Origin of the sequence: [Clostridium] celerecrescens 18A (assembly GCF_002797975.1) — a bacterium.
GTDB lineage: Bacteria > Bacillota > Clostridia > Lachnospirales > Lachnospiraceae > Lacrimispora > Lacrimispora celerecrescens.
This window is the reverse complement of the sequence record NZ_PGET01000001.1, coordinates 4,104,777-4,123,016: the sequence shown is the minus strand read 5'-3', so window position 1 is coordinate 4,123,016 and position 18,240 is coordinate 4,104,777. Positions and strand designations below refer to the sequence as shown.

22 protein-coding genes are annotated in these 18,240 nt (G+C 44.2%); 13 read left to right on the top strand and 9 right to left on the bottom strand.

Annotated features, from left to right (window positions below; all coding sequences use genetic code 11):
- From H171_RS18750 to H171_RS18735, 4 genes are read left to right on the top strand one after another with little or no spacing between them, the layout of a single operon-like run.
- Positions 1-921 carry a TadE/TadG family type IV pilus assembly protein gene (locus tag H171_RS18750; RefSeq protein WP_100306483.1) on the top strand — a complete coding sequence of 307 codons (921 nt, stop codon included), beginning with the start codon at positions 1-3 and terminating at the stop codon, positions 919-921.
- A gap of 12 nt (positions 922-933) precedes the next feature.
- Positions 934-1,368: a prepilin peptidase gene (locus H171_RS18745; RefSeq protein WP_100306482.1), complete on the top strand. Its 435-nt coding sequence runs from the start codon at positions 934-936 to the stop codon at positions 1,366-1,368.
- Between the two features lie 44 nt (positions 1,369-1,412).
- Positions 1,413-1,754, top strand: coding sequence for a hypothetical protein (locus H171_RS18740; RefSeq protein WP_242977003.1), 342 nt, complete (start codon positions 1,413-1,415; stop codon positions 1,752-1,754).
- 1 nt (position 1,755) lies between these two features.
- On the top strand, positions 1,756-3,060 hold the full coding sequence (locus H171_RS18735) for a DUF6382 domain-containing protein (RefSeq protein WP_100306480.1): 1,305 nt from the start codon (positions 1,756-1,758) through the stop codon (positions 3,058-3,060).
- 76 nt (positions 3,061-3,136) lie between these two features.
- On the opposite strand, the gene H171_RS18730 is transcribed toward H171_RS18735, so the two are convergent.
- From H171_RS18730 to H171_RS18705, 6 genes are all read right to left on the bottom strand, one after another.
- The gene (locus H171_RS18730) at positions 3,137-3,745 is read right to left on the bottom strand and encodes a hypothetical protein (protein ID WP_100306479.1); all 609 of its coding nucleotides are present in this window, start codon (positions 3,743-3,745) and stop codon (positions 3,137-3,139) included.
- Positions 3,742-4,596 carry a metal ABC transporter permease gene (locus tag H171_RS18725; protein ID WP_207655205.1) on the bottom strand — a complete coding sequence of 285 codons (855 nt, stop codon included), beginning with the start codon at positions 4,594-4,596 and terminating at the stop codon, positions 3,742-3,744. The genes H171_RS18730 and H171_RS18725 overlap by 4 nt, the downstream gene beginning before the upstream one ends.
- Positions 4,593-5,303, bottom strand: coding sequence for a metal ABC transporter ATP-binding protein (locus H171_RS18720; protein ID WP_100306478.1), 711 nt, complete (start codon positions 5,301-5,303; stop codon positions 4,593-4,595). Before H171_RS18720 ends, H171_RS18725 begins: the two co-directional genes overlap by 4 nt.
- 14 nt (positions 5,304-5,317) lie before the next feature.
- Positions 5,318-6,307 (bottom strand): metal ABC transporter substrate-binding protein, encoded by a 990-nt coding sequence (locus H171_RS18715; protein ID WP_100306477.1) that lies wholly within the window; start codon positions 6,305-6,307, stop codon positions 5,318-5,320.
- Positions 6,308-6,426: 119 nt separating this feature from the next.
- Positions 6,427-6,723, bottom strand: a complete 297-nt coding sequence (locus H171_RS18710; protein ID WP_100306476.1) for a hypothetical protein — start codon at positions 6,721-6,723, stop codon at positions 6,427-6,429.
- Between the two features lie 33 nt (positions 6,724-6,756).
- Positions 6,757-7,146 (bottom strand): Fur family transcriptional regulator, encoded by a 390-nt coding sequence (locus H171_RS18705; RefSeq protein WP_100306475.1) that lies wholly within the window; start codon positions 7,144-7,146, stop codon positions 6,757-6,759.
- Positions 7,147-7,421: 275 nt separating this feature from the next.
- On the opposite strand from H171_RS18705, the gene H171_RS18700 reads away from it, so the two are divergent.
- Genes H171_RS18700 through H171_RS18690 form a run of 3 tightly spaced genes read left to right on the top strand, consistent with a single transcriptional unit; the run spans position 7,422 to position 9,042 of the window.
- Positions 7,422-8,042, top strand: a complete 621-nt coding sequence (locus H171_RS18700; protein ID WP_100306474.1) for a rhomboid family intramembrane serine protease — start codon at positions 7,422-7,424, stop codon at positions 8,040-8,042.
- A gap of 23 nt (positions 8,043-8,065) precedes the next feature.
- Positions 8,066-8,503 (top strand): HIT family protein, encoded by a 438-nt coding sequence (locus H171_RS18695; RefSeq protein WP_100306473.1) that lies wholly within the window; start codon positions 8,066-8,068, stop codon positions 8,501-8,503.
- On the top strand, positions 8,500-9,042 hold the full coding sequence (locus tag H171_RS18690; protein WP_100306472.1) for an RNA polymerase sigma factor: 543 nt from the start codon (positions 8,500-8,502) through the stop codon (positions 9,040-9,042). Before H171_RS18695 ends, H171_RS18690 begins: the two co-directional genes overlap by 4 nt.
- 3 nt (positions 9,043-9,045) lie before the next feature.
- Here H171_RS18690 and H171_RS18685 read toward each other — a convergent pair whose 3' ends face one another.
- The gene (locus tag H171_RS18685) at positions 9,046-10,113 is read right to left on the bottom strand and encodes an undecaprenyldiphospho-muramoylpentapeptide beta-N-acetylglucosaminyltransferase (RefSeq protein WP_100306471.1); all 1,068 of its coding nucleotides are present in this window, start codon (positions 10,111-10,113) and stop codon (positions 9,046-9,048) included.
- Between the two features lie 112 nt (positions 10,114-10,225).
- Between H171_RS18685 and H171_RS24465 the strand changes: the two genes are divergently transcribed.
- Positions 10,226-10,714, top strand: a complete 489-nt coding sequence (locus H171_RS24465; RefSeq protein WP_186802564.1) for a hypothetical protein — start codon at positions 10,226-10,228, stop codon at positions 10,712-10,714.
- A gap of 105 nt (positions 10,715-10,819) precedes the next feature.
- Here H171_RS24465 and H171_RS18675 read toward each other — a convergent pair whose 3' ends face one another.
- Positions 10,820-11,179 (bottom strand): arsenate reductase family protein, encoded by a 360-nt coding sequence (locus tag H171_RS18675; protein ID WP_100306470.1) that lies wholly within the window; start codon positions 11,177-11,179, stop codon positions 10,820-10,822.
- 174 nt (positions 11,180-11,353) lie between these two features.
- On the opposite strand from H171_RS18675, the gene H171_RS18670 reads away from it, so the two are divergent.
- The 3 genes from H171_RS18670 (at position 11,354) to H171_RS18660 (ending at position 13,001) form a co-directional block, all read left to right on the top strand.
- Positions 11,354-11,881: a spore maturation protein gene (locus tag H171_RS18670; RefSeq protein ID WP_100306469.1), complete on the top strand. Its 528-nt coding sequence runs from the start codon at positions 11,354-11,356 to the stop codon at positions 11,879-11,881.
- Positions 11,882-11,984: 103 nt separating this feature from the next.
- Positions 11,985-12,434, top strand: a complete 450-nt coding sequence (locus H171_RS18665) for a MarR family winged helix-turn-helix transcriptional regulator (RefSeq protein WP_100306468.1) — start codon at positions 11,985-11,987, stop codon at positions 12,432-12,434.
- 27 nt (positions 12,435-12,461) lie between these two features.
- A complete protein-coding gene (locus H171_RS18660; RefSeq protein WP_100306467.1) occupies positions 12,462-13,001 on the top strand; it encodes a GerMN domain-containing protein in 540 nt (179 codons plus the stop codon).
- 52 nt (positions 13,002-13,053) lie between these two features.
- Here the strand turns inward: H171_RS18660 and H171_RS18655 are convergent, their stop codons facing one another.
- Positions 13,054-14,874 (bottom strand): DUF885 domain-containing protein, encoded by a 1,821-nt coding sequence (locus tag H171_RS18655; protein ID WP_100306466.1) that lies wholly within the window; start codon positions 14,872-14,874, stop codon positions 13,054-13,056.
- Between the two features lie 523 nt (positions 14,875-15,397).
- Here H171_RS18655 and metG point away from each other — a divergent pair.
- Together metG and H171_RS18645 are read left to right on the top strand one after the other, a co-directional pair.
- A complete protein-coding gene (gene metG / locus H171_RS18650) occupies positions 15,398-17,377 on the top strand; it encodes a methionine--tRNA ligase (RefSeq protein ID WP_100306465.1) in 1,980 nt (659 codons plus the stop codon).
- A gap of 89 nt (positions 17,378-17,466) precedes the next feature.
- The gene (locus H171_RS18645; protein ID WP_100306464.1) at positions 17,467-18,222 is read left to right on the top strand and encodes a TraX family protein; all 756 of its coding nucleotides are present in this window, start codon (positions 17,467-17,469) and stop codon (positions 18,220-18,222) included.
- Positions 18,223-18,240 lie beyond the last annotated feature (18 nt).

Sequence of the window (18,240 nt, the reverse complement as noted above, 5' to 3'; positions counted from 1 at the left end):
ATGCCCTTTTTCAAGGAGTTCCAAAGAAAAAATAAGAAAAAAATTGTTACTCTCCAGGTACAAATCCCCTTCATGAAACAAGGATTCCTTGTAAAAAGGGTATTATCATCTGCCTCCTGCCATCGAAACAAGGGGAGCCTGACCATAGAGACTGCCCTGGTCCTGCCCCTTTTCCTGTTCTTTATGGTGATTCTCATGCTTCCTATGGGGATTATGAAGGAAGGGAGGCGCATACAAACCGCTCTGGAAGCGGCAGGAGAAGAAGTCAGCCAGTATGCTTATGTATTGCATCAGCTTAAACTTGGAGAAGAGCTGGAGGGCACAGGAATCGATGGCTTTTCAGAGGAGTTTATAGACGGGCTCACAGAGGAAGGTATCCTTCTCTATGTCAGAAAGCGGGTAGGAGGACGGGCGGGGGTTGAACGGCTTGAATCAGTTTCCTTTGTTCGTTCCTCTGTATTAACAGACGGAGAGACCATTGATTTAATTATGGACTACCGGATAAGAATTCCTTTTTCTGTTTTTGGGTTAAGCAGTATACCCATGACCGCCAGAAGCTGCCGGAGGGCCTGGATCGGCCAGGAGGGCAGCAGCAGAAAGAACGGACGGGAGGATGAGCTTGTATACATTGGAAAGGCGAGTACAAGGTATCACCGCCAGAGAACCTGCCATTACTTATACAATGATATAGAACAGATATCTTTTAAGGAAGTAAAAACTGTTCGTAATTTATCCGGCGGTAAATATAAGCCCTGCAGCAGATGCGGCGGGTTTGCAGAGGAAAGCGGCAGTGTATACATCATGCCGTCAGGAGAGCGGTATCATAGTGACAGGAATTGTAACTCTATCATGGCATATGTGGAGGCTGTCCCTTTATCCCAGGTGCGCCATCTGGGACCGTGCTCTTACTGTTCTCAATAGGGAGGTACCACTATGGTGGATAGCGTGAATAAAATTATATTTGGATTGTTTTTATTGGCGGCTGCCTGGGAAGACGGAAGAGAAAAGGCAGTCAGCGTGTGGCTTTTTCAGGCGGCAGGCATTGCGGGACTGATTCTGGCTCTATTACAGGGAGATATTGGCATAGAACGGCTGTTAAGCTGTATGATAGGAGTTGGACTCCTTCTTTTAAGCCGGTTAACAGGTGAGGCAATCGGAATGGGAGATGGTTGGTTTTTTGTAGTCAGCGGCCTGTTTTTAAGAACATTTTTGAATCTGAAATTATTGATCTATGGAGCTTTTTTAAATGGCGTTGTATGCGGCGGAATTTATCTCTTGGGCTGTCTGCGGGGACGGGATTATAAAAAGAAAACGATACCGTTTCTGCCATTTCTGGTTCCTGTGTGGATTGGACTGGTGATGATATGAAGAAAAGGCTGCATGGAAGCTATACTGTTGAGGCGGCTTTTATTATGGCAATTGTATTATGGGCGCTGATTGTTTCTGTACAAGCAGCTTACCGGTTGAGGGATGAAGTTGTGGGATCAGTGGCATTGGGGGAGACGGTGCAAAGACTGCGCCATAATGAAACAGAGCCGTCTGATGAGGCTGCGTTGTGGGCAGCCAGAAGGGCCGGCAATCCTTTTTCCTGGAAAAAATATGATTTCCAGATCAAGATGTCAGGAAACCCTTTAACAGGCAGGAGGGTGGAAGCTTATGGAAGTGCGGGGACCTGGAAGCTGGAAATGGAACAGGGCGTATTTGATCCGGAGAATTTTTTAAGGATGTTGACGCTCATCAATCAGGAGGAATGAGATGAAGGCTGTATACAGGCGGGAAATGAAGCACAATTATTTGATCCTGGAGCCGGAAGAGACCGTATATGACAGTTATGAGGTACATATGATGGCTGCAAACAGAATCGGAGGACTGCTGAAGTTCCATGTAAAGCAGGTGGATAACCAGAAGTTATATTATTATGAGATCACCTCAAAGCAGCCCTTAAACAGGGTTCTTGAATATCATAGTCTGGGCCGGGAGGAGCTTAAGAAGTTAATAGAGGATATTGGACGGACTCTGGAGCGGCTGGAGGCTTACCTGCTTAAGGAAAAACAAATCCTTCTGGAGCCAGAATATATTTATGTTGAGCCGGAGCAGTTTACGGTTTCTCTTTGCCTTGTCCCCGGAAGGCAGGTGGGGTTTCCGGAGGAGATGACCGAGTTGCTGCGGTATCTTCTGGGTAAGGTCAATCATCAGGATAAGGAATGTGTAGTTATGGCGTATGGCCTGTATCAGGAAAGCCTTAAGGAAAATTACGGGGTGAAGGACCTTCTTGAAATTGCCGGAAAGAATTGTTCCAGCGAAAAAGAAAGTAATGAGAGCAGCCATCAGACGGAAAGAGATAATAAGACGGAAGAAAATCATAGCTCTCACCTTTCGTATTCATTTAATGAGGAGATCGAAGAAAGAAATCGCTTTTTAGATGGTAAGGAGAATGGTGCTGTTTTCATTATCCCGATTTTAGCCATGTTTGGTATTGCCGCAGCTTTATGGTTGGTTTTTGGCATGGAAGGGATTCGGAAATTCTGGTATGGGGTGCCCGTCACCGGGGGGGTATCAGCTTTTGCAGCTTTGGCCATATGGAGAAAAGATTCCAGGCAGCCAAAAGAGATGATGGTGAAAAAGGAAGAGCGAGGGCGTCAACCGGCGGAAGGCTATGACTGGAAGTTGACATTTGAAGAAGATATAGAGGAAAAGACACCAAAACCTGATACAGGAGATGAGGAAGTTTTTCAAACGGTTTTGTTAAACGATACAAAGGCCGATAAAAGTATCCGGTACTTACGAGCAGTTGGTGCTGATGGGGAAGATATCGCAATCACTTATGTCCCTTATTTAATTGGAAAGCAGGAAGGTATGGTCGATTGTGTTCTCGCGGGAGAAGCCATCAGCAGGATTCATGCCAGGATAGACAGAGAAGGCGAAGAATACCGGATCAGTGACTTAAATTCTACCAATGGAACCGTTGTGAACGGGCGGGTATTAGAAACAAATGAGACGGTATTGCTGAAAACAGGAGATGAAGTTTTTATTGCAAATTACCCGTTTATATTTACATAATGTCATATATATTAATTTATATAAAAATACACCGGCCTTTTTCAGACCGGTGTACTGGCGGTATGGGAATGAAATTCTATACCGCCTTAACATCGTTTACCTGTACATAATAATACGTGTTGCCTTCCTCTATATAACTTTGATACACACCTGTTATTTCTATTTCGCTATTTTCAACCGGATAGTCATCGGGATAGGCGGGATCTCCGTCCCAGATTAATTCCAATCCTTGCTGGCAGCAGGCAGTGGCATCCGCAATGACCAAAGCATAAAAATTGATATTATTCGAATCCTGGTAAACCTGGAATATCCCTTCGGCTTTAATGGTTTTTCCCATATATTCTTCCGGAGATATCATCATATTGTATACCTCGGAAAAAACCATAGTGCTGCTTAATTTCGTCAGGTCAATATCAAATCCGGTGTTATTTGCGGAGCCCGCCGGATCATCCTGAAATTGCTCCGTAGTTGGTTCGAAGGAATCCGAAGGATAGGAATTTATGTCAAATTCTTCTGTACTCTCAGAATCGTATTGTTCAGAGCCTGCAGCCTCATATTGTCCGGACTCTGCCCGATCCCCTTGCGCTAACGACGGACCGGGGGCGGTCACTGCGTCTTTTCCGCAGCCTGTTAATGCAAGGTTTACCATGAAAAGCATCAGAACCATTCCAAAGATACGTTTCATCCTTTGACACCTCCCCAGATCCACCCAATGAGTGAGCATATGGCGAACGCGGCGATATCAACGGCTACAATGGTAGAGCCGACCGGCGTTCCTGCCAGAATGGATGTCAGAATTCCCAGTACGGCGCAGAATACGGAAAGAATTGCCGAACAAAGGATTACAGACTTAAAGTTTTTAAATAAACGCATTGCTGAGAGCGCCGGAAAAATGACCAATGCAGAGATCAGCAGTGAGCCTACCAGATTCATGGCAAGTACGATGATAATGGCTATGATGACCGCGATCATCAGGTTGTATTGTTCCGCTTTTGTGCCGGTTGCCCTTGCAAAGTCTTCATCAAAGGTGACTGCAAATATCTTATGGTAAAATAGAAGAAATACGGCGATAACGACCACCGAAAGGGCAACACAAAGCCATACTTCCGTCTTTGTCAGTGTCAGAATGGAGGTTGAACCAAACAGCGTGCTGCATACGTCTCCTGCCAGGTTGGCTGAAGCAGAAAATATATTCATAAGCAGGTAGCCCAGGGCCAGCGCACCCACGGAAATCATAGCGATAGCCGCATCGCCCTTGATTTTGGCATTTTGACCGGTGCGCAGCAGAAGAATTGCGCAGATGACGGTAACCGGCAGAATGAGCAGCATCTGATTGGACAGTTTCATTACCGTAGCGATTGCCATGCCGCCAAAAGCAACATGGGAAAGTCCGTCGCCAATAAAAGAAAAACGCTTTAATACCAGCGTAACACCCAAAAGGGAGGAACAGAGAGCTATTAATATCCCAACAATCAGTGCATAGCGTACAAAGGGATATTCAAAATATAAGGTTAATTTTTCAATCAATATATTCATGCTTCTGTGCCCCCGTTCTGAGAAGAATAAGCTTTGCCGATGCTGCTGTCCAAATACTCAACTCTTGTTCCGAAAAAGAGGGGATTTCCCATGTGCAGGATATGGCTTGCATAGTTAACGGCAGCGCCGATATCATGAGATATCATAATAATGGTGATTCCCTCCTCATTCAGCTTTTGGATCAACTCATACATCTCAGCAGCGGCCTTTGGATCAAGCCCTGAAACAGGCTCGTCAAGCAGAAGCATTTTTCCGGCAGCGCACAGCGCCCGTGCCAGCAGAACCCGCTGCTGCTGGCCTCCGGACAATTCTCTGTAACACCGTTTGGACAAATGAGAGATCCCCATTTTCTCCATATTTTCACGGGAAAGCTGTTTTTCTTCACGGCTGTAATAGGGACGCATCCCACAGCGGTTCAGACAGCCCGATAAAACAATTTCCCAAACAGATGCCGGAAAATCCTTTTGTACCACTGTCTGCTGAGGCAGATACCCGATCCCTCCTGGCTGCTGCTTGTTTTCTATAACAATGCTTCCTTCAAGCGGCGCCAGAAGGTGCAGAATGGTTTTCATGAGAGTACTTTTCCCGGAACCGTTTTCTCCCACGATACAGAGATAATCACCGCTGTTTACGGAAAAGTTAAGTCCCTTAAGGACCGTTTTACCGTCATACCCGATGGTAAGGTTGTTACATGTTAGCTGTGCCACATTGATTCCTCCTCTTAATTTAATGCATCTTTCAATACTTCCAGATTCGTCTGCATAATGGAAAGATAGGTGGTACCACTTTCTGCATCCTTGGAAGTGGTAGACTGCATGGAATCCATGGTACGGACTGCCTGATTTTTATCCTTCGTGTTTTGAACGATGGTTTCGGCGATTTTATGCTTGGCGCCTTCAATCGTCAGCACAGTGCCAAGCCCCAATTCATCAACTTTTTTTGAAAGAAAGGCGATGGTTTCAAAGCTGGCCTCCGTTTCTGCTGAGCAGCCCACAAATGCGGCATAATAGGTAAGGCCGTAATCGTCTGCCAGGTAGCGGAAGGGAAAGCGGTCCCCAAACAGCACGGTATTCTGTTTGGCAGAGTCCACCGCCTGCTGATAGCTTTCATCCAATTGATCCAGCTTTTTTCCATAGGCATCTGCGTTTGCAGAATAGTACGCGGCATTTGCACTGTCGATTTCACCCAGCTTTTCAGCAATATAATTGCAATACGTTTTGGCATTTTCCAGTGACAGCCAAACGTGCTCGTCATATTCCGGGCCGTCTTCACTGTCCTCGTGGGCTTCCTCCTCCTCTGACTCCATTCCTTCAACGACCTCTTCCTCTTTGACGGTGTCGCCCAGAACTTCAAGGAGATTGATTACGACCATATCTTTGTTTTTAGCTTCCTTTAAGGCATCCTTCACCCATTGGTCGGATTCGCCGCCCACATAGATGAACATATCGCAGGTTGAAATTTTGATGATATCATCTGCTGTCGGCTGATAGCTGTGCAGATCCACACCGTTATCTAAAAGCATGGTGACCTCTCCATTTTCCCCATGGCTGCCAAGAATTTCCATGACCCAATCGTATTCCGGGAAAATTGTGCATACTACGCTTAGTTTATTGTTATCGCTGGCCGTTGTCGTTGCATTTGTATTGGAGCAAGCAGTTAGTGCTCCTATAATCATAAGTCCTGCTAACAGGCAGGAAATTAATTTTTTCATTATTAGAACCTCCGAATAAATATAGATCATTAAAAATGGGCATAAGAATATAAGGGAGCGTCGACTGAAATCGGTCTCTGCCTAAAATGGGCAGAATTCTCCCTTGTTACAATCAATATTCAATTCGTAAGCTTTACCTTAAGAGAAACCAAAGTGTGAGAAGGATTGCGGTGAAAGACCGGGATCACGCAGATCACAAAAAAGTGGGCTGCCGCGAAAACGGCAATAGCAGGCGCAAAGCCTGTTCCAAGAGTATTCAGGGCCTGGACACAGGCCTGAACTTCAAGACAGATGGGGCAGTCCTCGCCTATGCATTGATGGCGGGCTTCAGCAGTGATATAAAATACGGAAAAGAGCAGCATAAAAAGAATCGCCAGGGTGATAAACCCGGCAAGCAGCTTTTTGTTTTTTGCCATGTCTCTTCCTCCTTTTAAAAAACGATGAAAACATCAGATACAGTTTTTGCAGATTCCGTAAAGAACGGATTTCTCTTTTCTGATCTGAAAACCGTCTACTTTTAAAATGTCCTCCAGCATCCTGTCGGCAATGTGGGCATCCATATGAAATGTTCTTCCGCATTTTATGCAGTTCATATGAATACAATTACGGCAATACTCTGAATGAATATACTGATAAAAAAGCTCCCGGCTACCTTCTTTCGTAAAGCGGTTAATCAGCCCTTTCTCCTCCAGATAAGTGAGATTACGGTACACTGCACTTAAACTGACGGATGAATCGGAAAGGCTGTCTGCAATTTGTTTTGCGGAGAATTGCCTGTCAGGATTTTCCTGCAAAAAGGCAAAAAGCAGTTTTCTTTGTGCTGTCATATAGTTGGCCAAAAGGGTTCACTTCCTAATTTGCGATTTGTTCGCAAATAAGTGTACTGCGGAATTGAAATGTTGTCAAGATAATTTGCGAATGTTTCGCAAATTACCTTCTTTAAAGCCCTTTGCCGGGCAGGAAAAGTTCCCCGGATGCCTTTTGAAACAGCCGTCCGGATATAAGAAGGATTAGGCTGAAATGGTGAAGTTTTTACCGCAAATTTCGGGTTTATATTTACATAATATGTCAACTTGTGTTAAAATAGGCATAATATTTATCAAGGAGAGCTGCAATGAAGGATTTATACAGGCGTAAGAAGGCATTTGTAAACATTGGTTTGATCGCAATAAATGTCATCTATTTCCTATATCTGGAGGTGACAGGCTCCACGGAAAATACGCAGTTTATGGTGGCACATGGAGCGATGTACGCTCCGCTTGTATTGGAGGGAGGAGAGTATTACCGGCTTCTCACTTCTGTTTTTATGCATTTTGGCATTAACCATATTATGAATAACATGCTCATTTTATTTATATTGGGAGATAATCTGGAGAGGGCCTTGGGCCATATAAAATACCTGCTCTTCTATTTGCTTTGCGGATTGGGCGCCAATGTGGTGTCTATGGCAGTGAACCTTGGAGAATACAGGACCGTAGTCTCGGCAGGAGCGTCAGGCGCAATTTTTGGCGTGATCGGAGGCCTTTTATATGCGGTATTAGTTAATCGCGGCCGGCTGGAAGACTTAAGTGTCAGACAGCTGGCAGTTGTGATTGCGTGTTCCTTGTATTTTGGCTTTACCAGCACAGGCGTAGATAATGCAGCCCATATTGGTGGGCTCATTGTTGGCATTGTTATGGGGATACTTCTGTACCGCAAGCCAAGAAGGCACCAGAATATGGAGATATGGGGATAATCTATTTGGAAGGAGGTGAGTAAGTGAGGGACGATAATTGCATTTTCTGCAAAATTGCAAATGGCGTGATACCTTCTGAAACGATCTACGAGGATGACATGTTTCGTGTGATCCTGGATTTAGGACCAGCTTCCAGGGGGCATGCCCTGATACTTCCTAAACAGCATTACAAAGATATCTGTGAGCTGGAAGAGGAAACAGCAAAAAAGGTTCTCCCGTTAGCGGCTAAAATAGGAAACGCCATGAAAAACTCATTAGGCTGTGCCGGATTTAATGTTGTGCAGAATAATGGGAAAGCAGCAGGCCAGACGGTTTTTCATTTTCATGTACATTTGATTCCTCGTTATGAGGAAGGCCCTGTTATGGTTTCATGGGTGCCGGGCGAGGCAGATCCAGGAGAATTAATACAGACAGGAGACGCTATAAGGAGCGCCCTACAATCAGAGGGACACAATCAATGAGCATACATGAAGATGAAAATTTGTTACTGCAGTCTATATATGGGGAATATCAGGGATTGCTCCGCAGGATAGCGAAAACACTCAATGTGCCGGACATGGAACTGGATGATGTGGTGCAGGAAACTTTTATTGCATATTTTGAGAATTATTCATTATCATGGACCGATACACGAAAGAAAGGCATGTTGATTAAGATTTTAAAACGTAAATCCATTGACTGCCTCCGTAAGAACGGCCATTATGAAAAGGTGAGCCTGGATGAGGGAGATGCAGTTAATGAGGTGGCGATGCTTACGAGATATGTGGTCACTGATCCCCTGGATGTGATCCTTGGAGAGGAAGCTCTTTTAAAGATAACCTGGGAGATTTCCAATATGAGAGAGGAATGGAAGGAAATGGCTATTCTTTATTTTCTGGAACAGCTTACCATTCCTGAAATTTGCGAAATCCTAAAAATTCCGGGAACGGTCTGCCGTTCCCGGATATATCGTACAAGAGTTTGCTTGAAAAAGATCCTCGGTCCTAATTTTCATTTGTAAAGGTTAATTTTGAACCTGGGATTCAATCATATCAATAATGGTATCGACCGCATTGTGTAATTCACTTTTCTCCATTTTAGAGATAAAAGCCTGCCGGTTGGCAAATGTTTCGCTGATTGCCTGCAAAAGGGAATCTCCGGTAAGGTTTTCTTCTTCCAGAAGGGAGCTGAAGCCTTGTTTTGCAAAGGATCTTGCATTTAAAATCTGATCCCCCCTGCTGGCGGCAGCGGAAAGAGGAATCAGGATATTTGGCTTTCTAAGTGCGAGTATTTCACAGATGGAATTTGCTCCGGCCCTTGAGATCATCAGGTCAGCAGCAGCAAAAAGATGTTTTAAAGGGGCGTCAACATATTCATATTGTACATATCCTTCCATTCCGATCAGGCTTTCGTCCAGATTGCCTTTTCCGCAGATATGTATCACCTGGTAATTTTTAAGCAGTTTTGGGAGAATGCCCCGTAATGCGGTATTGACCGTTACGGAACCAAGACTTCCGCCGATGATCAAGATAACAGGCCGGTTTGCAGACAAACGTGCATATTTTAAACCTGTCTGACGATCGCCCATTAAAAGCTCTTTCCTTATAGGAGAGCCAGTGAGTACGGCTTTTTCCTTTGGAAGATAAGGAAGGGTTTCCGGAAAATTGCAGCAGATTTTTGCTGCAGACGAAATACTGAGCCTGTTGGCTAGCCCTGGAGTCATATCTGATTCGTGAATGATAACAGGTACCTTGCAGTGTTTTGCAGCCAACACTACGGGAACGGCTACAAAACCTCCTTTTGAGAAAACCACATCCGGCTTATAGTTTTTTATCAATCTCAAAGCTTCCCAATATCCTTTTAATACCCGGAAGGGATCAGAGAAGTTTTTCAAGTCAAAATACCGACGGAATTTACCGGAAGAAATGCCGTCATAGGGGATGCCGGCTCCCTCAATGAGCTTGCGTTCGATTCCCTGGTATGATCCTATATAGTGAATATCGTAATTCCGCTCTTTTAACGAGGGAACTAAGGCCAGGTTCGGGGTAACATGACCGGCAGTACCACCGCCGGTTAAGATGATTTTTTTCATAAAGCGTTGCCTCCCAAATTCGATATACTTATAATAGTAAACGTTAGCGATAAAAAGTCAACCCCAAAGCTTGTGGGAACTTAAGGATAACTTGTATTTAAGAGGTGTGTACGTGGAGAAGGAGAGAAACCATGGAAAAAAATATTCAATTTTAAAACGGATAAAATATCATTTGTCGTATCAGGAAAAATTAGAAGCCCATCTGCTTGATTATATGCAGGAGCATCCAGAATTAACACCTGAGCCCCCGTCCCCTCCGCCCGGTGAATTTCAAACGATCATGGCGGAGCTTAACCGGAGAGGGACAGAAACAGTAATAGGAAAACAGCTGAAGGTATTATATTACGGCCACAGATTAGTGAATACCATACAAAAGCCCTTCCTCATCGTAATGGTGGTCCTGATTATATTGGCTGCTTCCGCAATCGGGGCATCGGCAAAGAAAGCTCTTGCTTATCGCTTGAAAGAGCAGGAGGCCGGTAAGAGCAGTAATGAGGTACTCAAAGCGGATAAGATGTCAAATGCGTATGAAGAAATAAAAGAGCATCTGGGGATCGAACTGTTAATGATTAACAGCATGTCCCATATAATAGGCCAGTAAAGTTTATGGCAGAATACCCGGCGGAAGAGAGAGGATACAACTCTTAAATCCGCCGGGTATTTCGCTTGTTCAGACATGGAAAAGCGTTGTTGTTTTGATAAGCATTTACCGGAGCAGGTACGTCTCCCATTCCTTCTCCTTAAAGCCGACCAGGACGAAATCATCGCCAATGATTAAGGGACGCTTGACCAGCATTCCATCGGTCGCCAGGAGATCGATCTGTTCTTTTTCGCTCATGCCGGGCAAAAGCTCTTTTAAATTTTTTTCCTTGTAGATGATTCCGCTGGTGTTGAAAAAACGCTTTATGGGAAGACCGCTTTTTTGAATCCAGTCTGCGAGCTCTATAGAGTTTGGATTTTCTTCTTTGATATTTCTGGAGTCATATGCTACTTCATGGGCATCTAGCCACTTTTTTGCATTTTTGCAGGTACTGCAGGGGGGATACTGTAAAAATAAAATACTCATATTGGTACATCTCCTTTTTGTTTATCGCGTAAGTACGCAGAGCAGCCAGTGGATTCTGGCCTGACCTGTCTCGCACTGTTCATTGCTTTCGCTGATAGTTTACCTCAAAACGACTTGAATGAAAAGGGAGGATTTGGAATAAACTATAACAATTAAGGTTTTTTAGGTGAAGGTATGAAATTTCTATTATTTCTGTCTGAGGCGGCAGTGCCGCTTATCATTTTTTACATGGTAGGCTTTGGCATATTGTCCAAACGTCCGGTTTTTGATGATTTTATAGACGGGGCCAAGGAAGGGATGAAAACAGTGGCAGGGATCATGCCTACGCTCATCGGTCTTATGACCGCAGTGGGGGTGCTCCGTGCTTCCGGTTTTTTAGACTTTCTGGCAAAATGCCTGACAAAGCCGGCTGCCCTCTTGTTTCTACCCGCACCGGTCGTTCCGGTGATTTTAGTGCGTCTGGTATCAAACTCAGCAGCCACAGGTCTTGTGCTTGATATTTTTAAGAAATATGGAACAGACTCCTATATAGGCATGCTGACGTCAGTGATTATGAGCTGTACGGAAACCGTTTTCTATTGCCTGAGCATTTATTTTGGTACCGTAAAAATCAAAAAGACCCGTTATACCCTGGGCGGTGCATTGGTTGCCACGGCTGCAGGCGTAGCCGCAAGTGTTATCATATCCCGTTTTTTGGTATAAAAGGTATTTATTTGATCCTATTTTAAGAATTTCATAAGAATTCAGGTGGTTGTCTTGGGATACATAATCATGTATAATTACGAAGAAGCTTTTATTGTCATAAGTGAAGGGGATAAACGTGGATACTTACGGGACTCTTAACGAAGTTTTGGTAAGACTGTTTCGAGATGTTATGGATATAGAGCAACAGGCTATCATTACACAGGAATTTACCAATATTACAAATAATGATATGCATGTAATCGAGGCCATTGGCATTGGAGAACCCAAAAACATGTCGGCCATAGCCAGGGAATTGTCTGTTACGGTCGGTACGCTGACCATAGCCATGAACAGTCTTGTAAAGAAGGGGTATGTGACCCGTCAGAGAGGAAAAGAGGACCGACGTGTTGTATACATCTCTCTTTCAGAAAAAGGGAAAGAAGCCTATGAACACCATGCCAGATTTCATCAGGAGATGATCGCCGGCATAGTTGCAGGTTTAAGTGAGAATGAAATAGAAGTTTTGATCAAAGCTCTGACCAAGTTAAACCAGTGGTTTCGGAGCCTTTAAGAGAATTTAAGGAGGCAATACTCAATTATGAAAAAACTCATCGTGTTTTTAATGAGCGCTATGATGATGATGTCCCTGGTGGCATGTGCACCAACGCAGCCTAAGATGGAGACCACAGCACCTGGCCCTGGGGCAATAGCTTCAACGGGAGGCGCCAGTGATAAAGTTCCTGATCCTAACGCAGAGCCTATGGAGATTATTTCGGTATATAGCAGGAATGATGACTCCACCGGATTAAATCAGGCGATGGATGCGGTATCTGAGCTGACGGCTGACGCTATGGTGGACAAGCTGATTGAATACAGCGTATTAGAGGATGGTACAAAGGTTCTGAAGTTTGATAAGAAAGATGATGGTACGGCCACTCTTGATTTATCCCAGATGCCGGAAAAGGGTACAACAGAAGATGTACTTACACTGACCGCGGTTGGCAATACCTTTATAGAAAATTTTGAATTGGACAAATTACAAATTCTTGTTAATGGTAAGAACTATTCCAATGATCAGATCAAGCAGGGAGATAGTGATTACCTGGAATATGTTAAGAATTATAAGAAAATAAAATAAGATAAAAAAGCAGGGCAGAAGCGGCATATTACAAGCTTCTGCCCTTTTTGATTTATTGGCTTCTTAATTGTTTGGACAGCCAGGTGCGGAACGCAGGCTGGATAACTGAAAACGGAGCAGGACCTATATCAAGTATAAAAGCGTGGAAGTCCTTTAAATTAAAATCATCCTTTAAGATCCTCTTGGCAGTGCCAAGCATTTCCATAATCTCCATATATCCCACGTAGTATTCCATGTAATTGGTGGGATTTTCGATCAGGCTGGAGTAAATGGAATCAACAATATCTGTTTTCTCAATATTATAAAACGTGCCAAGATATTTGGCTGTCTGCTCTTTATCCCAGCCCTCATAATTGATGCAAATATCCAGATAGGCATAGATGCCCAAGGTAACAGCCGTGTTATGCGCCAGAAGCTCTCCAAGCCCAGGAGGCAGCCCGTTATCCAAGGTGTAGGAGTAGAACTCCACATAGGTAGCCCAGCCTTCCGAATAACTGGGGAAGGAGAGGATGCTTCTTAAGTCATTTGGTTTCCTGCTTAAAAAATAAACGTTCTGATACAAATGTCCGGGATAACCTTCATGAGCCAGGGTGGTGAAAAGGTCATCATTTTGAAAACGCGGATTGCCGTTGATGTAAATGACATTATCTTCATAACGGTCCAGAGGAGGGACTAAGTAGAAGGCAGGGCTTAAGGAGGCTTCCAGGGAACTTGGAACGTATTTTACGGTATGGGTGCAGGGTGGAAGCTCAGGAAAATCTGTGGATATCTGGGTTTTTAGAGAGTTCAGGATATCGTCCGGTTTGGTATAATGGAAGGAATAGTTGTCAAGGTGGTCCAGCACTTCCGGATGCTCCTTTGTGATCGCTCCTATGGCCTGGATATCGGAGTTTAACTGTTTTTCGATTGCTTTTGTCAGGCTTCGGATGGAATCATAGGAGGTTCCGGTGTTGGAATTGACCAGGTATTCAAAATATTCTTTCCCCTTGGGATAGAAGGATAAGCCCTTATCATTGGTCCCAGTCCCCATTAGAGCGGTGATACCATTTACAAGATTTTTATAGGCAGGTATGAAATGTTCTTCCAGGATTTTTAAATTCTTCTCTTTATAAGAAGCTTTTTCTTCATCGGTTAAGTCCGTAAGTGCATCGATACGGGTGTTGAATGTGTCGGCAAGGAAGCTGTGGTCAGGCTGGATTAAATATGCTTCGCAGGATTTTAATACATGATCTGCGGTAGCATCAGACATAAACAGGCCGGCTTCTGATTTTTTCTTTTCAAACTCCATAATCTGCCCATAATAATCATCTATGGTAGAAAGCAGAGCAAGATAGTGGTCCACATCATCCCGGGTGTAAAAGGCGTATTCTGAAAACAAGATGGGTAGCTGTGCCTGGATTCCTATGGTGGTTGTTAAAGGCTGGGCGTAAAGCTCCAGACCGTCAGATTTTAATTCTGTATTTATGTAGGAGCGGAGAATCTGCCAGGTAAGCCGCTGCTCATCGGTTAGCTGGCGGGGGTTAAAACCTTCAAGCTTCTTTTTTAACTCCCTAAGGTCATTAGATCCCTGTTTCATTTTATCCAGAGAAAAATCTCCCAGGGTCAAAGGAACTTTATCAAGCCCCCGGGAAGCAGGATTTGCTATACTAAAATGAAAGCTGATTCCGGAATCGCTGATCTCCTCAAGAAACAGGTCGTTTGTAAATTGATCAAACTTGTTTTGTGAGGACAAATCCTTTGCATGGAATTGTTCATACCCGGCCCCTGACGGCGTGGCGGGCGATTTATCGGGGGGTGCACAAGCACAAAGCAGGGAAACAGCCAGGATGAAAGATAGAAATCGGCGGCCCTGTTTCAAAACGATGTTTTTCATATTTGCTTCCTCCGTGATTCACTATTATTATTTATATGATGATATTAAAAAAGTCATGACAAAAGCGCTGATGTACCAACATACCCGCTTGACAAACTTTACTGAAACCATTAAACTAGGGTTACTAACAATCTATTTATAAAAGAATGCTGAGAAAAGAAGAGTAAGAAATCAACCTCATGTGCAGAGACTTCCGGAAGCTGAAAAGGAAGCTTGAGTGTATTTCCCAACATGGCCTTGGAGCAGCGGAATTGAATTGGCGAAGCCGCGCCTTTAAATTTCGACGGTTACACCCGTTATCGTGTCAGACTGTTATTAAGTGACCATAAGATCTTAAGGAGATTTTATGGAACAAAAGCAGCCGGTAAGGTCTGTACTGAAAGGTACGGATAAATTAAAGTGGTAACACGGGACAGTTCCCCGTCTTTAAATTTCCGAAAGGATTTTTTTAGGCGGGTTTTTCTTTGGGGGAAGGGAAAAGTCCCTTCAACCTATCCCATTTCATAAACAGGAGGAAAACAGAATGTGTAAAGATTCTAACAAGAAACCATACTATATCACTACAGCCATTGCCTATGCATCAGGAAAGCCTCATATCGGCAATACCTATGAGGCAGTATTGGCGGATGCTATTGCCCGCTATAAAAGAGCGGAAGGCTATGACGTATTTTTCCAGACAGGAACTGATGAACACGGCCAGAAGATTGAGGAAAAGGCAGAGGCTGCAGGAATCACACCGAAGGAATTCGTAGACAGGGCGGCCGGTGAAATTAAGAACATCTGGGATTTAATGAATACCTCTTACGATAAATTCATCCGTACTACAGACAAAGACCACGAAGAACAGGTCCAGAAGATCTTTAAGAAGCTCTATGATCAGGGTGATATCTATAAGGGACATTATGAAGGCTTATATTGTACTCCATGTGAATCCTTTTTCACAGAATCCCAGCTTGTAGACGGTAAATGTCCTGACTGCGGACGTGAGGTGAAGCCGGCAAAAGAAGAGGCATATTTCTTCCGCATGAGCAAATATGCGGACCGTTTGATAAACCACATCAATGAGAACCCAGACTTTATCCAGCCTGTGTCCAGAAAAAATGAAATGATGAACAATTTTCTCCTTCCGGGGCTTCAGGATCTTTGTGTATCCAGGACTACTTTTAAATGGGGAATTCCGGTGTCCTTTGACCCGAAGCATGTCACCTATGTCTGGCTTGATGCGCTGACCAATTATATTACCGGCATCGGTTACGATTGTGACGGCAATAGCAGTGAGCAGTTTGCCAGATTATGGCCGGCAGACCTTCACCTCATCGGAAAGGATATTATCCGCTTCCATACGATTTACTGGCCTATTTTCCTGATGGCTCTTGATATTCCCCTTCCCAAGCAGGTATTTGGCCATCCATGGCTGCTCCAGGGGGACGGCAAGATGAGCAAATCCAAGGGAAATGTCCTCTATGCAGATACGCTTGTGGATTTCTTTGGCGTGGATGCAGTCCGCTATTTCGTCCTTCATGAAATGCCTTTTGACAATGACGGAGTTATCTCCTGGGAGCTTATGGTAGAGCGCATGAACTCTGACCTCGCCAACATCCTGGGCAATCTGGTGAACCGTACCATTTCCATGTCCAATAAATACTTTGGAGGAATCGTATCTGACGGGAAGGCAGCAGAGGCTGTTGATGAGGACTTAAAGGCAGTGGTGCTGGAAGAAGTGAAAAAGGTCCAGGAGAAGATGGAGAAGCTCCGTGTTGCTGATGCCATGACAGCAATCTTTAATATTTTCAGAAGGAGCAACAAATACATTGATGAAACGGCTCCGTGGACCCTTGCTAAGGATGAAGATTCAAAAAGCCGGCTGGAAACCGTTCTTTATAATCTGACGGAAGCCATTGCTATCGGAGCCTCCCTCCTTGATTCCTTTATGCCTGAAACATCCAAGAAGATTCTTAACCAGCTTAATACAACCAAAAGAGACTTGTCCCAGATGAATGAATTCGGATTATATCCCTCTGGAGATAAAGTAACTGATAAGCCGGAGATCTTGTTTGCCCGTATGGATATCAAGGAAGTCATGGAGAAGGTGGAAGTCATGTTTGGGCCGAAAGAGGAAGAAAATAAAGAGACTGAAAAAGCAGATTCTTCTGCTGTAATTGATATAGAAGCAAAGGCAGAGATCGAATATGACGATTTTGCCAAGCTGCAGTTCCAGGTAGGCGAGATCATCGCCTGCGAGGTGGTTCCAAAGTCAAAGAAGCTTCTGTGCTCCCAGGTAAGGATCGGAAGCCAGGTAAAACAGATTGTCAGCGGAATCAAAGCCCACTATTCACCAGAAGAAATGGTTGGCAAAAAGGTGATGGTTGTGGTAAACTTAAAACCAGCAAAACTGGCTGGAGTCATGTCTGAAGGCATGCTTCTCTGCGCGGAAGATGCAGAAGGCAATCTGTCCCTTATGATACCGGAGAAAGCAATGCCGGCTGGAGCGGAAATCTGCTGATACAGGGGAATGTCTGAAGACACTTAAATGGAAACAACGAAAGGCCGGGTAATTAGATCCGGCCTTATTGTTTTAAGAAGGAGGATTCCATGAAGGAATCAATGAGCGCCCGAACGAGAGGAATAACAGGAAACACCTTAAAGATGATCGCCATTATTACCATGCTCATAGATCATATCGGAGTGGCTGTCGTTGAAAACGGTATATTAAAATATCAGGACAACCTTCCGGCCTGGGGGATGTTTAGCCTTTCGGGCGGAAGCATGTGGAATATAGCGGACCTGGTGCTCCGCACCATTGGAAGAATTGCATTCCCTATCTTTTGTTTTCTGCTGGTAGAAGGATTTTTCCACACCAGGGATATTAAGAAATATGGTGCCAGACTTTTATTATTCGCCCTTATTTCCGAAATTCCTTTTGATCTGGCTCTCTTTGACCAATGGTTTTATCCTGGCTATCAGAATGTATATGTTACCCTGTTCATTGGCCTATGGGTCCTTTACTGGTATGATAGGGCTTTGGGTAATCCAATCAGACAGACCCTGGTATTTTTGGCCGGATGCGGTGCGGCAGTTTTTTTGAAATGTGATTATGATATCATTGGGATTACCATGATCCTGCTTTTTTATGTGTTCTATAAAGATAAGAAAAGACAGACCATATTTGCAGGAATCCTGGCTGCCTTTGAAAGCCTTAGCTGCTTTGGAGCCGCCATCCTGGCCTTCATCCCCATCCGAATGTACAGCGGGGCAAGGGGGAAAAGGAATTTAAAATACTTTTTTTATTGGTTTTATCCCGCTCACTTAGTTTTGCTTTATATCCTGCGTTTGATTATTATAAAGTAAGAAACAGCTTTTTAAAGG

Bases quoted from the DNA above. Each gene is read 5' to 3' on its own strand.
- H171_RS18750 (WP_100306483.1), top strand. From the start codon at position 1: ATGCCCTTTTTCAAGGAGTTCCAAAGAAAAAATAAGAAAAAAATTGTT.
- H171_RS18745 (WP_100306482.1), top strand. From the start codon at position 934: ATGGTGGATAGCGTGAATAAAATTATATTTGGATTGTTTTTATTGGCG.
- H171_RS18740 (WP_242977003.1), top strand. From the start codon at position 1,413: ATGGCAATTGTATTATGGGCGCTGATTGTTTCTGTACAAGCAGCTTAC.
- H171_RS18735 (WP_100306480.1), top strand. From the start codon at position 1,756: ATGAAGGCTGTATACAGGCGGGAAATGAAGCACAATTATTTGATCCTG.
- H171_RS18730 (WP_100306479.1), bottom strand. From the start codon at position 3,745: ATGAAACGTATCTTTGGAATGGTTCTGATGCTTTTCATGGTAAACCTT.
- H171_RS18725 (WP_207655205.1), bottom strand. From the start codon at position 4,596: ATGAATATATTGATTGAAAAATTAACCTTATATTTTGAATATCCCTTT.
- H171_RS18715 (WP_100306477.1), bottom strand. From the start codon at position 6,307: ATGAAAAAATTAATTTCCTGCCTGTTAGCAGGACTTATGATTATAGGA.
- H171_RS18710 (WP_100306476.1), bottom strand. From the start codon at position 6,723: ATGGCAAAAAACAAAAAGCTGCTTGCCGGGTTTATCACCCTGGCGATT.
- H171_RS18700 (WP_100306474.1), top strand. From the start codon at position 7,422: ATGAAGGATTTATACAGGCGTAAGAAGGCATTTGTAAACATTGGTTTG.
- H171_RS18690 (WP_100306472.1), top strand. From the start codon at position 8,500: ATGAGCATACATGAAGATGAAAATTTGTTACTGCAGTCTATATATGGG.
- H171_RS18685 (WP_100306471.1), bottom strand. From the start codon at position 10,113: ATGAAAAAAATCATCTTAACCGGCGGTGGTACTGCCGGTCATGTTACC.
- H171_RS18675 (WP_100306470.1), bottom strand. From the start codon at position 11,179: ATGAGTATTTTATTTTTACAGTATCCCCCCTGCAGTACCTGCAAAAAT.
- H171_RS18670 (WP_100306469.1), top strand. From the start codon at position 11,354: ATGAAATTTCTATTATTTCTGTCTGAGGCGGCAGTGCCGCTTATCATT.
- H171_RS18660 (WP_100306467.1), top strand. From the start codon at position 12,462: ATGAAAAAACTCATCGTGTTTTTAATGAGCGCTATGATGATGATGTCC.
- H171_RS18655 (WP_100306466.1), bottom strand. From the start codon at position 14,874: ATGAAAAACATCGTTTTGAAACAGGGCCGCCGATTTCTATCTTTCATC.
- metG (WP_100306465.1), top strand. From the start codon at position 15,398: ATGTGTAAAGATTCTAACAAGAAACCATACTATATCACTACAGCCATT.
- H171_RS18645 (WP_100306464.1), top strand. From the start codon at position 17,467: ATGAAGGAATCAATGAGCGCCCGAACGAGAGGAATAACAGGAAACACC.